Here is a 19,995-nt window from a genome sequence, read left to right on the forward strand (position 1 = left end):
AGCTCCATCAACCAATAATCAATTGGTCAGTATTATTTATTTGAGTCCAGTGGCTAACTTATTCTTGAAATTTAGGACAGAAATTACAAAAATAATCAGTCAATTCTGCTAAAATAGAAGCGTTTGAATTAATTCTGGGAGGGATTTTTGTGAAAAAGGGAATTACAGTTTCAGCAATTTTATTTACCTGCTTAACTCTTGCTGCTTGTGGCAACAACTCTCATTCATCTAAGTCGTCAAATTCAAGTAGCAGTGTTTCCAGCCACCAAGTAACTAAGGCATCGACATCGTCAAGCAGTTCTAATACTGATTCATCAAGTGCTAGCTCACAGAGTGCTTCTAGTTCTGTTCACTTAACCGGTGGGCAGAGTTCAATTGACTACATCACCCAAAAGATGGGGGATCAGGGATGGACAATCCAGGGTGGTACTTATGGCGGTGCTCATGGTGCACCAACCGATGGCAGCTACGTTCCATACAATACCGTTCAAAATAGTGATGGTGACACTTACTATGTTTATCAAGACGGTCGAATTGAAAAACAGGCTGATTAGTTAGAAGGGTAAGTAATGAAAAAAATATTATTATTTTGTGCCATGACACTTGCTAGTATTTCGCTAGCTGGTTGTAACAATAAGAAGACCGCAAATAGCAACAACACAACAACGACGCAGGCGAACAACGTTGATCACCAGATTGCTTCTTCATCGGCAAAATTAAATGCAAATAGCCTTAACCCAAAGCAAAATGGTGCACTAGTACTTTATTACAGCGGCGTTGAAAACCAGCAATCTTATGTTAACCAGATGAACAAACAGGGCCAGGGGATAACCATTGATCTTTACCAGGCCGGAAGTCAACCCAAGAGTACGGGATTCAATGGCTCACTGCCTGCGGGTGCTGAGGTATTGTATTACGTTAAACTTAATAATGGCCAGGGCTCTACTTACTACACGATTGCAAATAACCAGTTTTACATTTCTGATGGCCACGGTGGCTTAAGAAAAGCCGCAACCGATAATGCTAATATAGTCGCACTTGCCAATAAAAATAACGCCGGCGATATGGTTAATAACCTCGCGGATAATGCAACCTTGAATGATTTACGGAACGGCGACTCGTCAACAACAAATAGCGACACCGACAAAGGCAGTAGCATGACCTTTGATGAAGCAGCGGACCTAATTGAAAAAGCAGGCTTTGATGATTTTGTATATGAACGTGATTCGCAAACCCATGACGGTAGTCACGCTACTGGAGATGGCGGCTACGTGATGGAAACTTATCCTGGCGCCAAGGGGCACGATACGTTTACCATTACCAAGACCGGGCACAATAAGTACCACATCCACGCTGAATACGATCCAGCACCGATGGGTGGAATGAAGACCGATGCGGATGTCACTAAGTAACCAATCTTAACTTTATCAAGTATTAATCCTTAATAAAATTAAAGATTAAAATTCTAATTTATAAATCTAATTTCAGATTATAACGAAAAAACGAATTATAAGTGGGTAAAACATAGCCTAAACTTATAATTCGTTTTTTCGTTATTTGTTCATCAAAATGAGAATAGTTAATAATATTATGTAAACGCTTCACTATTTTGCTGAAGTTTGATAAGTTAAAGATGGTTATTAATTGTTGGAGGTCGATTTTATGGTTGGAACCCTTGCAAACTTAGTGGCGATTCTTGTTGGTACATCAATTGGTTGCTTAGCCAAGGGCGGGATAAAAAAACAGTACGAAGAAGCACTGTTTGTAGCTATGGGGTTGGCCGCGTTGGGAATTGGGTTGGAGAATGTTGTCAATAATATTTCCAAAAGCCAGTACCCAGTTCTCTTCATTATCAGCCTGTCAGTGGGGACCATTTTAGGAACCTGGTGGCGGATTGATGAACATTTTAATAGCCTGATTAAGCGCTGTGGTGGCAAGTCACCGGTTGCTAAAGGGATTGCAACCGGTGTCCTCCTTTACTGCATCGGCGCCTTATCAATTGTTGGCCCGGTCATGGCAGCGGTAAAAGGTGACGAGACGATGCTCTACACCAATGCGATGCTTGACCTCGTTACTTCGATTGTTTTTGGTGCGAGTTTTGGTTGGGGGATGCTGGTATGTGCACCAGTACTTTTTGTCTGGCAGGGTGGAATTTTCCTCGTTGCTAAGTTCCTCTCCGCTTCCTTCTTCTGTGACTCGTTAATTACCGAGATTTCTATTGTTGGTGGCTTTTTGATAGCGACAACGGGAATCTCGCTGCTTAAGATCCGTGACATCAAAACGCTTAATTTGTTGCCGTCACTGCTGGTTCCAATACTGTTCTTCTTGGTCAAAATGTGGATTTAACGTAGGAGGAGATCCAAATGGAATTTGAAAAAGTAGTACAAAACAGGCATTCAGTTCGTATGTTCACCGATCAACCAGTCGAAAGGGACGTGATTAAAGAAATCGTCAGTCTTGCGCAACGTTCACCTTCCTGGGTTAACTCCCAGCCATGGCAAGTTTATTGTGCAAGTGGTGATACCCTACAAGAGATTAGGGACACTTACCAAAAGAACGACCAAGACGGAAAAAAGATCAATCCCGACTTAGCGGTAATGAGCCGCAACGACTGGGCAGCACTTCCACAGGGGAATATGAAGCAATGGGGACATGAAATTGTTCACCACTTTACCGATTTTGATGAGGCGCACTCTACAATGACTAACGCCAGTGATACCCTTAATAACGCACCGGTAATCCTGTTCATCACTATCCCTACAGCATCTCCTGACTGGTCAATCTTTGATGCGGGGGCTTTTGCACAAACACTTTTACTAGCAGCTACCAATAAGGGATTAGGTTCAATTGTCACTTACAACAGTGTTCGCTTCCCCGATGACCTACACCGGATCATGAATGTGCCCGAAGATCAGCGGTTCATGGCAGGTGTATCAATTGGGTACCCGGCAGCGCAAAAGATTAATGACTTCCGTTCTGACCGGGAGCCGCTTGATAAGTTACTTCATTTTAGTTAAAAATAAGGAGACTGGGGAGAAAATTTTACTCAGTCTCCTATTTTTTGATCTTCTTAAAGGAGTTAGTAAAGATGGATTACAACGAAATTTTAAATATGCTAACTGACTTCCGTGACCAGCGGGGGTGGAATAAATTTCATAACCTCAAGGATCTTGCAATTTCACTTAATTTAGAAGCAAGTGAGGTCCTAGAAATTTTTCAATGGCAGCCGGAAAAGCAAAAGTTAACTCCTGACCAGCAAGAACACCTGGAAGAGGAATTAGCTGATACAATGATCTACCTGATTTACATGTTTGATAAGTTAAGGATCGATCCAGGAGCCGCAATTAAGAAAAAAGTTGCGTTTAATAAGCACCGAAAATGGCCAAAGATTGACCAACATTAGTATTCTTTTTCTTCGCAATTAATGTGTAATACTAAAATAACGGGAGAGCAAAATAAAAGTCACTTGCGACTTCTGTCTTGCTCTCCCATTTCTAGTAGACTTTAATTATCCTTTTCAACAATTGAATTCAGCTTATTTTGCTGGTCATTGAATTGCTTCTCCAAGTTAGCCTTAGAGTAGGTATGGGTCTTCTTCTTACCCTTCTGGTCGGTGGTCTTCAAAGTAACGTTTGTGTCATTAACCGTTACGTCGAAGTCCTCGCCACCTCCATTGTCAATTTCAAAACGACCATGTTCACTATCAATTTCAACTGAATTGTCCTGAACACTGTTAACGTCTTGTTTAGTGTACTTCAGGTAAGCCATTACCGCATAATTTTGCTTACTGAAACCCTTTTGTGCAGCCATTACTACTGGCTCATTGCTAGTTGCGTGGCCAGTGTTGCCTGTCTGAACTGCCATGACGGTCAATCCGGCCATCACAGCAGCACAGAGTAATCCAAACTTTTTCATATTAAGATAATCTCCCTATTTCGGTTCATAGTTACACATCACCGATATTATATCATACTTCCCCCAGAGCTTTGGTGGTTTACAAGTTAATAAGTTTAATGCTTTCTTATTGCTGGAACTCCCCATTAGTATGGTATGCTGAACAAAAGGAAATGGAGGGTCTGTAATGAAAACATATGATTATATTCTAATTGGGTCAGGACCAGCAGCTTATAAAATGTCCAACCTATTAGCTAATACTAAACGGGACGTTTTAGTAATTGATGGTGGCGAGTTTGGTGGGACCTGTCCAAACTACGGCTGTGAGCCCAAGATTTTCCTTGAGGGAGCTGCCCGGGCCGTTCTGCAAAGCCAGCAGCTTCTCGGCAGGGGGATTAGTCAGGCCGCAACGATTGATTGGTCGCAGCTAATGCAGACCAAACTCGACCGCTTTAACCCCTGGCCGGCCCAAACGAGGGAAATTATCGCCAAATCTCATGATGTTGCGGACGGCTACGCTAAATTTGTCGACTCGCAAACAATCGAAGTAAACGGAAAGCAATACACGGGCGACCGTATCATTATCGCTACCGGGCAGCACCCTAACCAGTTGCCGGTCCCGGGACATGAATTTACTCATACTAGCACCGATGTCTTGTCATTAACCCACCTGCCACAACACGTAACCTTTATTGGTGCCGGATACGTTTCAATGGAGCTGGCAACCATTCTTGGGGCCGCTGGCGCAGACATTACCATTATTGACCATTCCTCACGGCCCCTAAAAGCCTTCCCTGAAGATAAAGCTAACATCGTTAAACAAGCAATGGAGGACCGCGGCATCGAATTCATGCTCAATACGACGGTTAAACAAATTGACCGCCAAGACGAGGGATTTATCGTCGAAACTGACCATGGGGAAGTGCCAACCGATTACGTGGTCAACGCAAGCGGAAGACGGCCAAATATTGACCAATTGAACCTAGCAGCGGCTAAGATTGAAACCGACCGCGGTGGCATTGTTGTTGATGACCACTTGCAAACTACTAACCCCCATGTATACGCAATCGGTGATGTTGTAAGCCGGCCGCAGCCTAAATTAACGCCCGTGGCGGAATTTGAAGGGCAATACCTTTTTGATTACCTTGAGAAGGGGGCAACAAGCTCAGTTGAATATCCAGTGATTGCGACGACGGCATTTACCTTCCCAGAAATTGCTGAAGCAGGAGTACGCGCAAGTGACGTTGTGGGGAAGGAAGGTTATACGGTTAAGAACTTAGATCTGCATTACGCCAGCCTTGCCGCAGGACAGAACGACCAAAGTGGTAAGTTAACGCTGGTCTTCCATAATGAAATTCTAGTAGGCGCTAATGAGGTCAGTGATTATGCTGCCGATGATATTAATAATTTTCTCCCCGTGATTGGTTTAAAGGTAACCGGGAAGGAATACCGACGGGCACTGATAGCAATTTATCCTGCATTAGCTGATAAGGTTGGCGGGAGCTTGTAATATAACGAGCCGCACAAAAAAAGTTATATTTTTCGAGCCTTTTCCCTTTACAGCCGATAAGTTAATTTGTTACTATACTGTCAAACCTTAATACGATAACCTCCAAATATCGATATCAGGTTGTTGTTAGGCACTTGTCTTCTTGCCTAACCTAAAAGAACCACGCACTACATTAAACCCCAGTAGTACGTGGTTCTTTTTTATTCTTGTTTTTGCCAGAAAGGGTAGTCACAACACGTCAATTCCAGGTTAAAGGCATGCTTCCCCGGTTCTTCACCGTCAATCTGTCCATACTGTGCCGGCTTAATTTGATATTTTAGCTGGGTACCCCGAAAAACGTGGGCATAGCGAGAAGCAGGGAGGTGACCCCCGGCAAACATCAGCATCGACCAAATGAGTGTTAACCAGTGGTGCTTTTCTACCACAACGAGCTCAAGCTGCCGTTTGTCCACTCGTTGGCCTGGTGCAACTTTAATTCCACCGCCAATAAAGGGATGGTTACTTGCCACAAGCAAAAAAGCGTGGGTAAAATCCTGCTGATCATTAATCCGAACAGAAAAGGGCGGTTGGGTAAACAGCACTTTAACTGCCTTAAAAATATAGGAAAAAGTCCCTAGATGGTGGTGGTTTAAGAAGTCCTTGGCGCGGGAATTATTGGTAGCGTGAACGATGGCGGCATCAAAACCAATTCCAAAATTATTAAGGAAGATACCCTGCTGGCCAGAAAGAGAATCATAGTAATGGCCAACGTTAATGACGCGTTCCTGGCGGTTTTGCAAGATCTGCTGTAATGCCTCCAGTGGCCGCGTGGAAATACCATACCCACGTGCAAAATCATTCCCGGTACCGGCCGGAATGTAAGCGACGGGTAGTCGATTATTTTGTGAGCCATCAATTAAACCTGAGATGACCTCATGAAGGGTTCCATCACCACCAATTACCACCAAGCAATCAATTTCCTGGTGGTGGGGCGCTAATTCTGCAGCTATTTTGTGGGGATGACCAGGGTACTTGCTTAAAACAGAATTATAATCGACTGCAGTAGTCGCAAGGTAGGTAGCAACCTGTTGCCAGACCTGTTTTCCCTTACCACTTCCAGAACAGGGATTAACCAAAAAATAATACTTCAAACTTTAATACTCCGTTCTCAAACTTAATGTATCTATTATACGCTAGAAGGGATCTTGTAAAAAGTAAGAATGTCTCCATTAAAAAAAGATGAGATTGATCCTTGACGAAAATCAAATCATTTTTTATACTAATGGCAACATTAAATGAAAATTTGCTGAGAGCAAATGAGCAATCAATTAAAAATAGCAAAGAGAACCGCGGTTGGTGAGAAGCGGACTATGAACTTAATTGATGAAGATGGTTTGTGAGCATTGGCTGGTAAATCATTAGCCAGTCACGGGTGCCGCCGTTATCAAGGTGTCAAATTATTGAGTTTGATAAGTGCAAGACAATTTTTATGCCTTGAATTAAGGGTGGTACCGCGTAGTAGAGCGTCCCTTGGAAAGATCACAGTCTTTTCAAGGGGCTTTTTTATTTGAGGAGGAAGTACGATGACTAATAAAATTACCGAAGAATTAAGCCAACCATTATTAATCGACGGTGCAATGTCAACTGCATTAGAGCAACTAGGGGCAGATACGGATAATCAGCTATGGACTGCTAGCGTTTTGGCTAAGCAACCAGAGCTGGTCAAAAAAGTTCATCAACAATACTTAGCTGCTGGTGCACGACTGCTTATTACCGATACCTACCAAGCAAATGTACAAGCTTTTGTTGCCAACGGTTATAGTGAACGCCAAGCACACCAACTAATTAAGCGTGCAGTTCGACTAGCTCGTGAAGTCCGTGATGAATTCGAAGCCGAAACTGGTATTTACAACTATGTCGCTGGTGCACTTGGCCCTTACGGCGCATTTCTTGCAGATGGCAGTGAATACACCGGCGATTATCATCTGAGCACGCAGGAATATAAGGAATTTCACCGGCCACGTCTAACGGATATTTTACAGGTAGGGGTTGATGTCATTGCAATTGAAACACAACCACGCCTAGATGAAGTACTGGCTGAACTCGAACTGGCCGCTGAACTAGCGCCAAACGTTCCTTGCTATGTTAGTTTTTCACTCCGCGACCATGCCACGCTCGCTGATGGGACGCCCTTAACCGTTGCGGTGAAAGCCGTTGACCGGTTCAGCAATGTTTTTGCGATTGGCACAAACTGTATCCCGCTCGAACGGGTAGCACCAGCAGTGGAGCTTATCCACCAGGTAACGAATAAGCCAGTCATCGCTTATCCAAATTCCAGTGCAGTTTATAACCCCCAAAGCAAAACTTGGATATACCCACACGGTCACCGTAGCTTAGCTAGTTACCTCCCACAATGGTTAAGTGCTGGTTTAACTATTGTCGGGGGCTGCTGTACAACAACCCCACAAGATATAAGGCTCTTGCATGACCGCTTAACTGGCCACTACGAGGGGGTGGCGACCCATGACTAAACGAACTCACCTGTCACGGAAGATGAGCGCCCGGCACGTTCAAATGATCGCCCTCGGCGGTGTAATTGGGACGGGGCTTTTCCTTAGTTCTGGTTACACAATTCACCAGGCAGGGCCGCTTGGCACCGTGATTGCATACTTGGTAGGTGCACTGATTGTTTATGCTGTGATGCTCTGCCTAGGAGAGTTGACGGTCGCAATGCCGTATACCGGTGCATTCCATGTTTATGCTAAAAATTTAATTGGGCCGGCCACTGGTTTCACTGTCGCCATCCTTTACTGGCTCACGTGGACGATTGCAATGGGGTCCGAGTTTACGGCGGCGGGGTTAATCATGCGTAGATGGTTCCCACATACGCCCGTATGGTGGTGGAGCTTATTGTTCATCATCATTATTCTCTTATCAAATATTTTTACGGTCCGGGGCTTCGCCGAGAGTGAATTTTGGTTTGCAGCAGTTAAGGTTGTGGCAATCGTTTCCTTTATCGTTCTTGGCGCCCTGGCTATGGTTGGTATTATTCATATTCACGGTTACCAGCATGCACCACTGCTAACTAATTTTACCAAGAATGGTCTGTTTCCAAATGGACTAGGCGGCCTGTTCACAACGATGTTAACGGTCAACTTTGCTTTTTCCGGGACGGAGCTAATTGCGATCACTGCCGGCGAAACAAAGGAGCCCGAGAAAACAATCCCCAAGGCCATTCATACAACCCTTTGGCGGCTGGTATTATTCTTCGTAGGAAGTATGGTTGTGATGTCAGCATTGATCCCATATAAGGAAGCAGGGGTAACCCAGAGTCCATTTGTCTACGTCTTTAACCAAATGGGTATTCCGTACGCGGCTGATTTAATGAATTTTGTGGTCCTGACTGCAATTATTTCGGCGGCCAATTCAGGACTATACGCTTCAACACGGATGCTATGGTCACTAGCAAACGAGGGAACATTACCGGCAGTAATTGCTAAAACGAACAAGCGGGGGATCCCCGTACTAGCACTTTTGTTGAGTATGCTCGGTGGAATTTTAGCACTGCTTTCTAGTGTTTATGCTGCTGGCACTGTCTACCTAGTCCTTGTTTCGGTGTCAGGTTTGGCAGTGGTATTTGTTTGGATTGCAATTGCACTTTGTGAAATCATTTTCCGGCGCCACTTCCTGGCTGCTGGCCACCAGGTAAGTGAGCTAAAATATCATACTCCTTGGTACCCGGTAATCCCGTGGTTTGCTTTTATCGCCAGTACTTTATCGTGCATTCTTATTTGGTTTGACCCTGCCCAGCGGATCGGCTTATATTGCACGGTTCCGTTTGTTATCCTTTGTTATGCCACTTATTATGCCTTAGCCGCTTGGCGAAAGCACGTTGGGAAGAAAAGATCTTCAGCATTCATAAATTAAAAAATTACCACTCAGTAATGCTTTATTCAAAACAATACTGAGTGGTAATTTTTTATTTAAAACAGTTCCCAAGCATGGTCAGGATCACGTTCGGCATATTCGTATAATTTCTTAAAATTTTCTTTATATAGTTCTTTATCATAAATTTGGCTAACTTTACTAAGACGATATTCCTTAGGGCTCATTTCAGTATATTTTTTAAACTGTCGACTAAAGTTAGCCGGATTTTTGTATCCAAGGGCAAACGATACCTGGTTAATATTCAACTGTGGTTTTAATAGGAGCCGTTTAGCATTCTGTATTTTTAAATGATTCACAAAGGTTTTAGGTGAATCACCAAAGTATTGTTTATATATTCGCGAAACATATCCCGAACTTAGACTTAGCTTTCGGCAAATTGGTTGAATAATATTCATACTTCGCTGCTTTTCACTAGAATCAACATGTTCCAAGTTATAATTAATAACTTCAGTTGCCTCACTACGCAAATTATCCTTAATCAGCTTTGCATACTGCATGGAATAAACATTGTTTGTAGTATGCATTTTTTTAGTTGCATTATATAAACCCACTAAAACCTTGGAAAGTATAATTTGAAGACTGATCTTATCCGAGAAATTATACTCTTCGGCGGGCGAAAGCAGGTCAATCATTTTATTCAGCAGTGGAATGATTTGCTCGGTATCTGGCTCATTTTTCCGAAATAACAAATGGGGATTAGCAATTAACTGCTCCTCAAAAACTGGCTCATTGATATCAAAGTGAAAACAAAAGTAGGTGAGATTTTTTACTGCAGAAACCGTATGATACATTCCTGGAGAAATAATCACAAATTCTCCTTCATTAATCTCAGTAGTAAAATCATCCCACTCAATTTTTTCAATACCACTAACAACATATATTAATTCGTAAATTAGGTGACGCTCACGTGGATAAAGCCAGTTATCACTAACCTTTTGTAGATGCCCACCAAGCATTACAAAATTCCAATTAATTATCGGCAACTTAATTGCATGCTCTAAAAGACCACTCATTTTGTTTCGACCCTTCTCTAAATCTATATCAGCTTATGATAAATTCTTGCTAATTAATGATTCTTATATCAGAACATGATAGTAAAAAGGACACTTAAGCTATTCCTGAACTATTTATCTCCTGCTATATTAAAGATGCTTCAGAGGTAAGCGCTTTATTTCCAGCAATTATTAAATATTTTAGCACTATTTGTTTAAGAAAGGGGCAAGTATGCATGTCATATAAAGATAAGATGCTTTTTGGAGCTGCATATTATGACGAATATCAACCAATTTCACGGTTAGATGATGACATTAAAATGATGAAGGATGCCCATTTAAATGTTATCCGGGTTGGTGAAGGTAGCTGGTCACACTGGGAACCAGAGGACGGTAAATTTACCCTCGACTGGCTTCAACCAGTTTTAGATAAGGCCAACGAAAACGGTATTCATGCGATCATTGGAGTGCCAACCTTTGCAATTCCACAATGGCTGGTTCGGAAATACCCAGAGGTTGCTGCAGTTGACGAGCACGGTAATCGACGTTTCTTTGGCTCTCGTGAAGAGCATAGTTTAAGCGACCCAGTGTTTAAATATTATTCTCGGCGTGTAATTACTAAGATCGTAGAACGGTACAAAGATCATCCTGCCGTAATTGGCTGGCAACTACATAATGAGCCCGGCCTGTTGATTGATTATTCACCAGACGTTTTCGAAGGATTCAAAGATTACCTGCGTAATAAATACAAAACTGTTGAAAACCTAAATAAACAATGGGGACTGGTTTACTGGTCACATGAAATCTCAACTTGGGACGACCTTTGGAAGCCAGAAGGAAATGCTCAGCCACAATACGATATTGAGTGGCGCCGTTACCAATCACACCTGACTGATAACTTACTCGGCTGGCAAAGTGACTTGATTAAAAGTATCGCTCCACAAGAACAGTTCATTACGGTCAACTACGACCAAGGCCGTGACGCACTAGACGAAGCACGCTCCAGTAAGCATCTCGATATTGCTTCATCCGATATTTATTACCATATGCAGGATGGAATGAAATCACCACATCCTGATAAGCCACAATCATGGTTTACTCATGGGCCATGGCAAATTGCCGAAAAGGCAGATCGGACATATTCACTAAAACAACAGCCATTTTACGTTGCCGAAACTGATGGTGGTCCAATTGGCGGCGCAGGTGACAATTATCCTGCATATGATGGTCAGTGGCAACAGGCCGGTTGGCAAATGGTTTCACGTGGTGCGGAAATGATTGAGTATTGGCACTGGCAACAACTACACTACGGCACTGAAACTTACTGGGGTGGTATCTTACCACACGACCGTAAGCCAGGACGGGTTTACCAGGAAATTGCTAAACTTGGCAAACAATTTGCTGATGCAGGTGACCAGGTTGTCAATTTAAAGCCAGATGAAGACATCGCAATGCTTTACTCTATTAAGTCACGGTGGGGCTTATCGTTTGAACCATACCATGCTCAGGGGGCAGAAATGGATCCGCATAAGACACGGAACCCTCAAGCTTACGATCACATGTTCAATGCCTTCTATGCTGGCGCTTACTTAGCTGGGAAACAAGTCCACATTATTCATGATTCACAGATTTATGATGATGAAGCGGATAAAATCTTGATTCAACCAGCTGACTTTGTAAAGAAGCACCCAATGCTAATGGTAGTGGCTGATTATATATCTTCAGATAAATTTGTTAACTGGATGAAGGAATACGTTGAAAAAGGCGGTAAGTTAGTTATCGGTCCACGGACCACTTACGCCGATGATTTGGCACGGATTCGGCTTGATACCAAGCCTGCAGGATTATCAGACATTGCGGATACAAACTACCAAGAATTTTCTAACCTCCGTCGTGAAGTACCAGTTACTGGTAGTAAAGGATTTAAAGTAGCTGAAGGCGCTAAGGCAATTGAATGGATCGACTGTCTACGAACTAATAACGACAGTGAAGTTGTTGCCAACTATGATGACCTGTTCTTTAAGAACTTCCCAATGATGACAAAGCAATCTGTCGGGGAGGGTGAGTTAACGGTTATTGGTGCTGTTCCAAACCAAGAACTTGCTAAGTCGATCTTTGAATACTTATTACCAGATAATAGCTGGAACTTTACGAATGAACATGTTACCCAATCTTCTGCTATCAACAAGAATGGTGACCACCTTCACTTTATCTTTAATTGGAGTTGGGACCCAACCACGGTTGAATTACCAGTAGAATGTCAAAAATTAAATGATTCTACACCGCTACAAAAAGTTCAACTTGGTGCATGGGATGTTGTTGTATTGAAAGAACATAAGGACTAGGGATGAATAGTATGGATAATCAAACTACAATAAGGGAACGGAAGCCCTGGGAAACACCGACGGACGAAGAACAGAAAAAATTACCAGTTAGAACAGCGATTGGACTGGTATTAGGGGTTATGCTCTGGCTAGGGCCTTACCTTGGTTTAGTTGGAGTTCTTGTACCGCAAGCAATGGCTAGGATTACTCCTGATCATAAAGCTGGTGCGATTGCCCTAATGTCAACCTGTGCCATGATTGTTTCAACGATTGCTAATATTATCGAAGGAGCCCTTTCAGACCGGACCCGTTCTAAGCATGGACGGCGGACACCCTGGATCGTTTGGGGTTCAATCGGCACAGCTGTCGTAATCGTATTTTGGGGACAATGCACCACTGTTTGGCAGGAAGTCCTTGCTGACTGTGTCTACATGATTTTCTTAAACATGATCGTTGCGCCACTAATTGCTGTAATTGCTGACCGGACTGCTCCAAAGTACCGTGGAACTATTTCTAGTGCTTATGCATTAGGGAATGACGTTGGCCAATTTGGTGGACAGGCCTTTGCATCATTATTCTTACCTGTACCAACAACTGGATTCATTATTCTTGCTATTTTAACTGCATTCTCTGGCCCAGTTGCGGCATTATTTCTCCACGAAAAGTCTACTAAGGATATGCCAATTGAAAAGATTACCTGGAAGAACTTCTCTCATAACTTTGCTTTTCCAACCAAGAATGCACGGAATTTCTATCTGGCCCTGATTGGTAAACTCTGCATCGTTACTGCAACTTTCTGTATCTCAAGCTACCAGCTCTATATCTTGACTGATTATATCAAATTACATGGTGGTGCTGTTCAAAAGTACGTTACCTTAATTTCAATGATCATGATGGTTTGTTCCATGATCTGTGTACTTTTTGCCGGCCCGCTATCTGACAAGATTGGAAAACGTAAAATGCCTGTAATTCTTGCTTCAATTGTTATTGCAATTGGTTCATTATTGCCAATGTTTACAAACCAAGCTTGGATTATGTTAGCTTATGCTGCTGTTGCTGCCTTTGGTAAGGGTGCTTATGACTCAGTTGATCAAGCCTTGAACATCGAAGTCCTGCCTGATCCTAAGACCGCTGCTAAAGACTTAGGCTTACTGAACATGGCCAATAATGGTGGTCAAGTATTCGGACCTGTCTTTGCTGCCGCTGCAATTAGTATGGTTGGCTATCACGGGATCTTCCCAATTGCTGCCATAACTGCCATCATTGGTTGCATCTTGATCGTGTTCATTAAGAACGTAAAGTAGCAGCCGATGAATAACAACCTATTTCCTATACTTTAGCTAGGCACTCCATTAGAAAGATGGGGTGCTTAGTTTTTTATTAATCGGGACTTTTAAACAAGCAACTAATTAGTGTCTAACTTCCTGCTTACAGCAACTTTTTCGGTTCATTTTGAGTTAACATATGAAGTAATAATAGTGGAAGGAGGAAGCCAGATGCTTAGTAAAATTTCAGCGAAGAATGCACAAAATAATTTATACGAGCTCGTTGAAAAAGTAAGTAATAAAAATAAGCCAATCCAGATCACCCATGAAAAAGGGGATGTGGTATTGGTAAGCGAAAAAGAATGGCAGGCAATTTGTGATACCTTAAAATTAATGGGTAATGACTTAAAACAATCGGATGTTTATGATTCTACTGATTATCGAAATGAGAGTGATAGTGAGTACCATGTTCACTCCAATAAAATTGACCTGGACCAGCTCTAGGTATTTCCTTCACTGCAACTAACGTCACTTAGTTTAATCTGGCCCAAATCAATATAAAAATAACGTATAATGATCCTGCTTAGGGTAGCCATTGGGGGATTAGGTTGACTAAGCAAATTTGGTTTTTATTTGGGAGATTTTTAAAGAGGTACCATACTGTCCACAATGCAGCAGTATGATGCCTCTTTAATTAGTCTTTATCCTTACTTTCGCTTACGGTGATATTCTTATCTTGGTCGACATTATAACGAGCAAGAAGAATTTGCTGGTACTTATCCTCGATAACGGCGTTAAGGTCTTCATCGCTATTAAGCTTGGGCTTATCTGCTCTAATTTTATCTAATACTTCATCAGCGAAGGCAAATTCTGGTTCGACTTTTTTCTCGCCATTTAAGACTGCGATAGTTTCATCGTAATCAAGTGTTTTTAAATCCCAGGATGACCGATCAGCATCCGGTTGATGAAGGACATCTGGATTGTCCTTTAAATCTTCGCGAAAGCCATTCTCATCATATTGGTAGTTATCGTCAGCCATTTTTTAACTCCTTTACCGCTAAAATTGCTGCATATAATTATAGCACTTAATTTCAGTGATAAAGATATCTCAATTTTCTTCTGGAAAAAGCTGAACTACAATAAACAGTATAATCATTAAACTGAAGGAGTGATTTTCGTTGTTTAAATTTTGTCCACAGTGTGGCACGAAATTAACCAGTCATACTATCAATAACATTCCACGCCTAGTCTGCCCTAACTGCCACTACGTTCACTGGAGCAATGAAACTATCAGCACTGGCGGAATAGTGATTAAGGATCATAAAATTTTACTAGTACAACGTGCGCAACATCCAGGCCGTGGTCTGTGGACCAACCCGGGTGGCTTCGTCGAACAAACCGAAGATCTTGGTACCAGTATTGCCCGTGAAATTAAGGAAGAAACTGGTTTAGTGACTAAGCCACGAGAAATTGTACTAGTTGCTGATAAACCCGGAGAAAGGAACCACAATATTTTTGTTAACTTTCAGTTAGATTATGTATCTGGTGACTTCCATCTTCAAACTAGCGAACTCCTCAACGCCGGCTTTTTTACCCGCGAAGAAATTAAGCAAATGCCGGTGGCTAAATTAACGCAAGAGATTATCAAACTGGTAATCATTGATGAAAAACAGAAACCAAACCTCGGGAAGATCAACGTACCCTCAACAGAAACTAATGGTTTTACTTTGTACCGGTAATCAATAAAGATCAGCATTCGGCTCATAAAATAGTGAATCTTTTCATAAGAAATTATTTAGTTTCCTGTCGACGCTTGCTATTAGCAAGCGGTTTCTTTAGACTTAAAATAAAGAAATACAACCATTAATTTGGCCAAGCACTGGAAGGAGCCACTATTATGTACTATTCAAATGGAAACTACGAAGCATTCGCGCGACCAAAGAAGCCAGACGGTGTTGAACAGAAAAATGCTTACATCATCGGTGGTGGGCTTGCGGGGCTAGCAACTGCCGTGTTCCTTATCCGGGATGCTCAAATGCCAGGGAAAAACATCCACATTCTTGAAGAACTACCAGTCGCTGGGGGTTCACTAGATGGTGCAGACCGTCCCGGCGTTGGTTTTGTAACCCGTGGTGGCCGCGAAATGGAGAATCACTTTGAGTGTATGTGGGACATGTACCGGTCAATTCCGTCATTGGAAATCCCCGGTGCTTCATACCTGGATGAATACTACTGGCTTGATAAAGAAGATCCTAACAGCTCAAATTGCCGGTTAACCTACAACCGCGGAAATGAGGTGCCGAGTGATGGGCAATATGGTTTAAGCAAGCAATCAGTCAAAGAGCTAACTAAATTGATTTTGACTCCTGAGGACCAGTTAGGTGATGAGACCATTGAAGAATACTTCTCTGATGACTTCTTCGATAGTAACTTCTGGACATATTGGTCAACCATGTTTGCCTTTGAAAAATGGCATTCATTAACTGAAATGCGTCGCTACATGATGCGGTTTATCCACCATATTGATGGTCTGCCTGACTTCACTGCTCTGAAGTTCAATAAGTACAACCAGTATGAGTCGATGACCAAGCCAATCTTAGCTTACTTAAAGGATCATGATGTTCAAATTGAGTATGATACGCAAGTTAAAAACGTTGTTGTGGACACCCAGGGGAATGAGAAGCACGCCAAGAAGCTATCAATAACTCAAAAGGGCGAAGATAAGACCATTGATTTAACTGATAATGACCTTGTTTTCGTTACAAATGGTTCGATTACCGAAAGCTCAACATATGGTAGCCACCACCAAGCAGCTCGGCCGACTCAGGCATTGGGTGGCAGTTGGAAACTATGGGAAAATATCGCCCGTCAGTCGCCTGATTTTGGTCATCCCGACGTCTTTTGTAAGAACCTACCGGAGCGGAGCTGGTTTATTTCTGCCACCGCAACTGTCAAAAATCCGCAAGTAGAACCTTACATTGAACGGTTAACCAAGCGTGATTTACACGATGGAAAAGTAAATACCGGTGGAATCATTACCATTACTGATTCGAACTGGATGATGTCATGGACAATTCACCGTCAGCCACACTTTAAGAGCCAAAAAGAAAATGAAACAATTGTGTGGATCTATGGATTGTACTCGGATACGAAAGGAAACTACATTAAAAAGCGGATCGTTGACTGTACTGGTGAAGAAATTACAAAGGAATGGCTATACCACCTTGGAGTTCCGGAAACACTAATTGACCAGCTTGCAAAAGAAGAGTCGATTAATACCGTCCCAGTTTACATGCCATTCGTGACGAGTTACTTTATGCCTCGTGTTAAGGGCGACCGACCAGCAGTTGTTCCGACAGGTTCGGCAAACTTAGCCTTTATCGGTAACTTTGCTGAATCGCCAAGTCGGGATACCGTGTTTACCACTGAATATTCAATTCGGACGGCTATGGAAGCAGTCTATACTCTTCTCGACGTTGACCGCGGGGTTCCAGAGGTTTTCAACTCGATTTACGATATCCGCGAATTAATGCGGGCAATGTACTACATGAATGATAAAAAGCCGTTAGCAGAAATGGACTTGCCAATTCCAAAAGTGGTTGAAAAGCCACTATTAAAGAAGCTGAAAAATAACTGGATTGGTGAATTAATGAGACAACAACACTTACTATAAAATTATGGGCCACTAGCATTCAGCCGTTGAACGCTAGTGGCTTTTTGTGATAATTTTGGTTATGGGCAGAACCACTCAATTGATCTCGGATTGACTATGAACTGGAGACAATTGACACCGGTTTTACACCTGGTTGGTATGCGCTCACTCTAAATGATAAAAAAGACACCCGTCAAATACAGAATTTCGTGTAAGGCTACGTGAAATTCTCGCTTTGGCGGGTGTTTTATTTTAAAAACTTGATCCCTGTCAATTATTTATTTTCACAGGCAGGCTATCATGAATGCGAAAACAAACAGAAGGGAAGTGATCACGGCATGACAATTAAAATCCAGCGCTTTTATGCCACCCATAGAAAGCTAATTGTCCTCGTAATGACGATAGGGATCCTATTAGCGGAAGCGAGCCGAGCAACCACAACCTTGCCCCTCTACCAATTTCTAATGCTCGTTGTTGCATTCGGCGGTCTCGTTCCAGTTGCGCTGACGGCCATTTCATCACTACGGGTGAAGCTGGTCTCAATTGACGTGCTTATCACAATTGCCGTCGTTGGTGCGCTCCTGATCGGTGAATATAACGAGGCGGCGATCGTCACCTGGCTATTTTTGCTTGGTGAAATGCTGGAAGAAGCAAGTCTCGCCAGGTCCCGGTCAGCGGTCAAGACACTCACCCAGGCAGCCCCGCAGACGGCCATTGTACTAGATAAAAATGACCAGCCACACAAGGAAGAGGTTGATTTTGTCGCGATCGGGAGCCGGGTATTGGTAAAAACGGGCGACCAGGTGCCAGTCGACGGCCTAGTGGTTGACGGTAGCGGGATGGTCAATGAAGCAAGTATCACCGGCGAGGCGGCGCCAATTAATAAGCGGGCTGGCGCAAAAGTTTCGGCAGGAACCATCCTAACCAATGGGATTCTTACTGTTAAAGCAACTGCGGTGGGCGATGATACCACCTTTGGCAAGATTATTGAACTAGTAGAAGAAGCAGAAGACTCACAGACAAGGGCGCAACGCTTTATCGACCGTTTTGCCAAGTACTATACTCCATTAATCCTACTAGTAGCACTTGGCGTGGGGATTATCACTCGCGACCTCCGTTTAGCCATTACGGTGATGGTTCTTGGTTGTCCCGGAGCACTGGTAATCGGCATTCCTGCATCAACCGTTGCCGGAATTGGTAATGGCGCCAAACACGGCATCCTTTTTAAAGGTTCCGTAGTGATGGACGAACTAACCCGGGTTGATACGATTGCCTTTGATAAGACTGGCACCCTCACTAATGGTCAACCGACAGTTAGCGACCTGATCATCCTTCGCGGCAAACGCCAAGCAATAATCGATCACGCGGTTGCCATCGAGCGCAATAGCAACCATCCCCTAGCCACGGCAATTGCGAAGCTTACTGTCCAACGCAAGGCTGCTACCGCGGAAACAACCACGATTAAAGGGCGGGGGACTCGTACGGTGATTGATGGCCACCAGTATTTTCTCGGCAACCTGGAATTGCTGGCGGATAATGGCATGAAAGTTTCCGGCTTGGAAGAGACCATCAGCCGCCTAACCCATGCCGGCAAGTCCGTTGCCATCCTTGCCCGTGACGACCAGCAAGAAATCGCGGTATTCGGTATCAGTGACCAATTGCGCTCCGCCACCCGGTCAACCCTGAGGAGACTCAAGCAGCTAGGAATTAACCACCTAGTGATGCTAACGGGGGATAATCAGCAAACAGCGGCCAGGGTAGCCGAGCAGTTGCCAATTGACGAAGTACGGGCTGCAATGCTGCCACAGGATAAGGCCACATACCTGAAGCAACTACAAAGTCGACAGCACCACGTTGTCTTTGTTGGTGACGGGGTCAACGATAGTCCTGCATTGGCGCAGGCTGACGTTGCAGTTGCCATGGGGTCAGGAACCGACGTTGCAATTGACGTATCCGACCTTGTGCTAGTAAAGGGAAAGTTAGACGCGCTAGCAACGGGTGTTCAGTTGGCCCAGCGAACGATGAACAATATGAAGCAAAACATTGCGATTGCCCTGTTGACGGTGATTCTCTTGTTCATCGGTCTCTTTGCCGGCTATATCGAAATGGCTTCGGGGATGCTTATCCACGAGTTGAGTATTCTGCTAGTAGTTCTTAACAGCTTACGGTTAATTAGAAAATAGAAAAGAGGCTTTTAATAATGGAAAAGGTAATGATGCAGCTAGGTGGGTTAACCTGCCCATCATGTTTGACGAAGATTCAAAAGGGCGTGGATGACTTTGCGGGGACTAACGACATTAAAGTCTTGTTCAACGCCGGTAAGGTTAAATTCACCCTCGATACGACCCAGACGAGTACCGACGAAATTCAGCAGCAGATTGAAAAAATGGGTTATATTGTCCAACGTGTACGGACCAAGGAGGTAGAATAA

At 43.3% G+C, this 19,995-nt stretch carries 19 protein-coding genes and 1 other annotated feature; of the genes, 15 read left to right on the top strand and 4 right to left on the bottom strand.

Translation table 11 applies throughout. From position 1 onward, the window contains the following. Nucleotides 1-149: 149 nt before the first annotated feature. The 5 genes from QOS07_RS06130 (at nt 150) to QOS07_RS06150 (ending at nt 3,403) form a co-directional block, all read left to right on the top strand. Nucleotides 150-554: a hypothetical protein gene (locus tag QOS07_RS06130; RefSeq protein WP_283588093.1), complete on the top strand. Its 405-nt coding sequence runs from the start codon at nt 150-152 to the stop codon at nt 552-554. Nucleotides 555-569: 15 nt separating this feature from the next. Further along, nucleotides 570-1,412 carry a hypothetical protein gene (locus QOS07_RS06135; RefSeq protein ID WP_283588094.1) on the top strand — a complete coding sequence of 281 codons (843 nt, stop codon included), beginning with the start codon at nt 570-572 and terminating at the stop codon, nt 1,410-1,412. Between the two features lie 250 nt (nt 1,413-1,662). After that, nucleotides 1,663-2,346 (top strand): DUF554 domain-containing protein, encoded by a 684-nt coding sequence (locus QOS07_RS06140; protein ID WP_283588095.1) that lies wholly within the window; start codon nt 1,663-1,665, stop codon nt 2,344-2,346. A gap of 17 nt (nt 2,347-2,363) precedes the next feature. After that, nucleotides 2,364-3,017 carry a nitroreductase gene (locus QOS07_RS06145; protein ID WP_283588096.1) on the top strand — a complete coding sequence of 218 codons (654 nt, stop codon included), beginning with the start codon at nt 2,364-2,366 and terminating at the stop codon, nt 3,015-3,017. Nucleotides 3,018-3,088: 71 nt separating this feature from the next. Beyond that, nucleotides 3,089-3,403 carry a nucleotide pyrophosphohydrolase gene (locus QOS07_RS06150; RefSeq protein ID WP_283588097.1) on the top strand — a complete coding sequence of 105 codons (315 nt, stop codon included), beginning with the start codon at nt 3,089-3,091 and terminating at the stop codon, nt 3,401-3,403. 101 nt (nt 3,404-3,504) lie between these two features. On the opposite strand, the gene QOS07_RS06155 is transcribed toward QOS07_RS06150, so the two are convergent. Further along, nucleotides 3,505-3,915, bottom strand: a complete 411-nt coding sequence (locus QOS07_RS06155) for a hypothetical protein (protein WP_283588098.1) — start codon at nt 3,913-3,915, stop codon at nt 3,505-3,507. Nucleotides 3,916-4,081: 166 nt separating this feature from the next. On the opposite strand from QOS07_RS06155, the gene QOS07_RS06160 reads away from it, so the two are divergent. Next, entirely contained in the window at nt 4,082-5,404 is a 1,323-nt protein-coding gene (locus QOS07_RS06160; RefSeq protein ID WP_283588099.1) for a dihydrolipoyl dehydrogenase family protein, read from the top strand. A gap of 200 nt (nt 5,405-5,604) precedes the next feature. Here the strand turns inward: QOS07_RS06160 and QOS07_RS06165 are convergent, their stop codons facing one another. Then, nucleotides 5,605-6,534, bottom strand: coding sequence for a diacylglycerol/lipid kinase family protein (locus QOS07_RS06165; RefSeq protein WP_283588100.1), 930 nt, complete (start codon nt 6,532-6,534; stop codon nt 5,605-5,607). A 148-nt stretch (nt 6,535-6,682) separates the two neighbouring features. Then, nucleotides 6,683-6,917: a binding site (T-box leader), on the top strand. A 49-nt stretch (nt 6,918-6,966) separates the two neighbouring features. Between QOS07_RS06165 and mmuM the strand changes: the two genes are divergently transcribed. Next, a complete protein-coding gene (gene mmuM, locus QOS07_RS06170; RefSeq protein WP_283588101.1) occupies nt 6,967-7,914 on the top strand; it encodes a homocysteine S-methyltransferase in 948 nt (315 codons plus the stop codon). Then, entirely contained in the window at nt 7,907-9,310 is a 1,404-nt protein-coding gene (locus QOS07_RS06175; protein WP_283588102.1) for an amino acid permease, read from the top strand. The genes mmuM and QOS07_RS06175 overlap by 8 nt, the downstream gene beginning before the upstream one ends. Before the next feature lie 56 nt (nt 9,311-9,366). On the opposite strand, the gene QOS07_RS06180 is transcribed toward QOS07_RS06175, so the two are convergent. Continuing rightward, nucleotides 9,367-10,344, bottom strand: a complete 978-nt coding sequence (locus QOS07_RS06180) for an AraC family transcriptional regulator (protein WP_283588103.1) — start codon at nt 10,342-10,344, stop codon at nt 9,367-9,369. 215 nt (nt 10,345-10,559) lie between these two features. Here QOS07_RS06180 and QOS07_RS06185 point away from each other — a divergent pair, with 215 nt between their 5' ends. The 3 genes from QOS07_RS06185 (at nt 10,560) to QOS07_RS06195 (ending at nt 14,416) form a co-directional block, all read left to right on the top strand. Beyond that, complete coding sequence (locus QOS07_RS06185) at nt 10,560-12,668, top strand: beta-galactosidase (protein WP_283588104.1); 2,109 nt, start codon at nt 10,560-10,562, stop codon at nt 12,666-12,668. An 11-nt stretch (nt 12,669-12,679) separates the two neighbouring features. Further along, complete coding sequence (locus QOS07_RS06190) at nt 12,680-13,951, top strand: MFS transporter (protein WP_283588105.1); 1,272 nt, start codon at nt 12,680-12,682, stop codon at nt 13,949-13,951. A gap of 192 nt (nt 13,952-14,143) precedes the next feature. After that, nucleotides 14,144-14,416, top strand: a complete 273-nt coding sequence (locus QOS07_RS06195) for a type II toxin-antitoxin system Phd/YefM family antitoxin (RefSeq protein ID WP_283588106.1) — start codon at nt 14,144-14,146, stop codon at nt 14,414-14,416. Nucleotides 14,417-14,606: 190 nt separating this feature from the next. On the opposite strand, the gene QOS07_RS06200 is transcribed toward QOS07_RS06195, so the two are convergent. Beyond that, nucleotides 14,607-14,951 carry a hypothetical protein gene (locus QOS07_RS06200; RefSeq protein WP_283588107.1) on the bottom strand — a complete coding sequence of 115 codons (345 nt, stop codon included), beginning with the start codon at nt 14,949-14,951 and terminating at the stop codon, nt 14,607-14,609. A 139-nt stretch (nt 14,952-15,090) separates the two neighbouring features. On the opposite strand from QOS07_RS06200, the gene QOS07_RS06205 reads away from it, so the two are divergent. The 4 genes from QOS07_RS06205 to QOS07_RS06220 all read left to right on the top strand — a co-directional run bounded on the left by QOS07_RS06205 (nt 15,091) and on the right by QOS07_RS06220 (nt 19,995). Beyond that, nucleotides 15,091-15,651 (top strand): NUDIX hydrolase, encoded by a 561-nt coding sequence (locus tag QOS07_RS06205; protein ID WP_283588108.1) that lies wholly within the window; start codon nt 15,091-15,093, stop codon nt 15,649-15,651. A gap of 158 nt (nt 15,652-15,809) precedes the next feature. After that, entirely contained in the window at nt 15,810-17,585 is a 1,776-nt protein-coding gene (locus QOS07_RS06210; RefSeq protein WP_283588109.1) for an oleate hydratase, read from the top strand. 317 nt (nt 17,586-17,902) lie between these two features. Continuing rightward, nucleotides 17,903-19,747, top strand: a complete 1,845-nt coding sequence (locus QOS07_RS06215; protein ID WP_283588110.1) for a heavy metal translocating P-type ATPase — start codon at nt 17,903-17,905, stop codon at nt 19,745-19,747. Nucleotides 19,748-19,764: 17 nt separating this feature from the next. Continuing rightward, nucleotides 19,765-19,995, top strand: a complete 231-nt coding sequence (locus QOS07_RS06220) for a heavy-metal-associated domain-containing protein (protein WP_283588111.1) — start codon at nt 19,765-19,767, stop codon at nt 19,993-19,995.

The sequence above is a fragment of the Limosilactobacillus viscerum genome (assembly GCF_947387525.1).
GTDB classification, from domain to species: Bacteria; Bacillota; Bacilli; order Lactobacillales; family Lactobacillaceae; genus Limosilactobacillus; species Limosilactobacillus viscerum.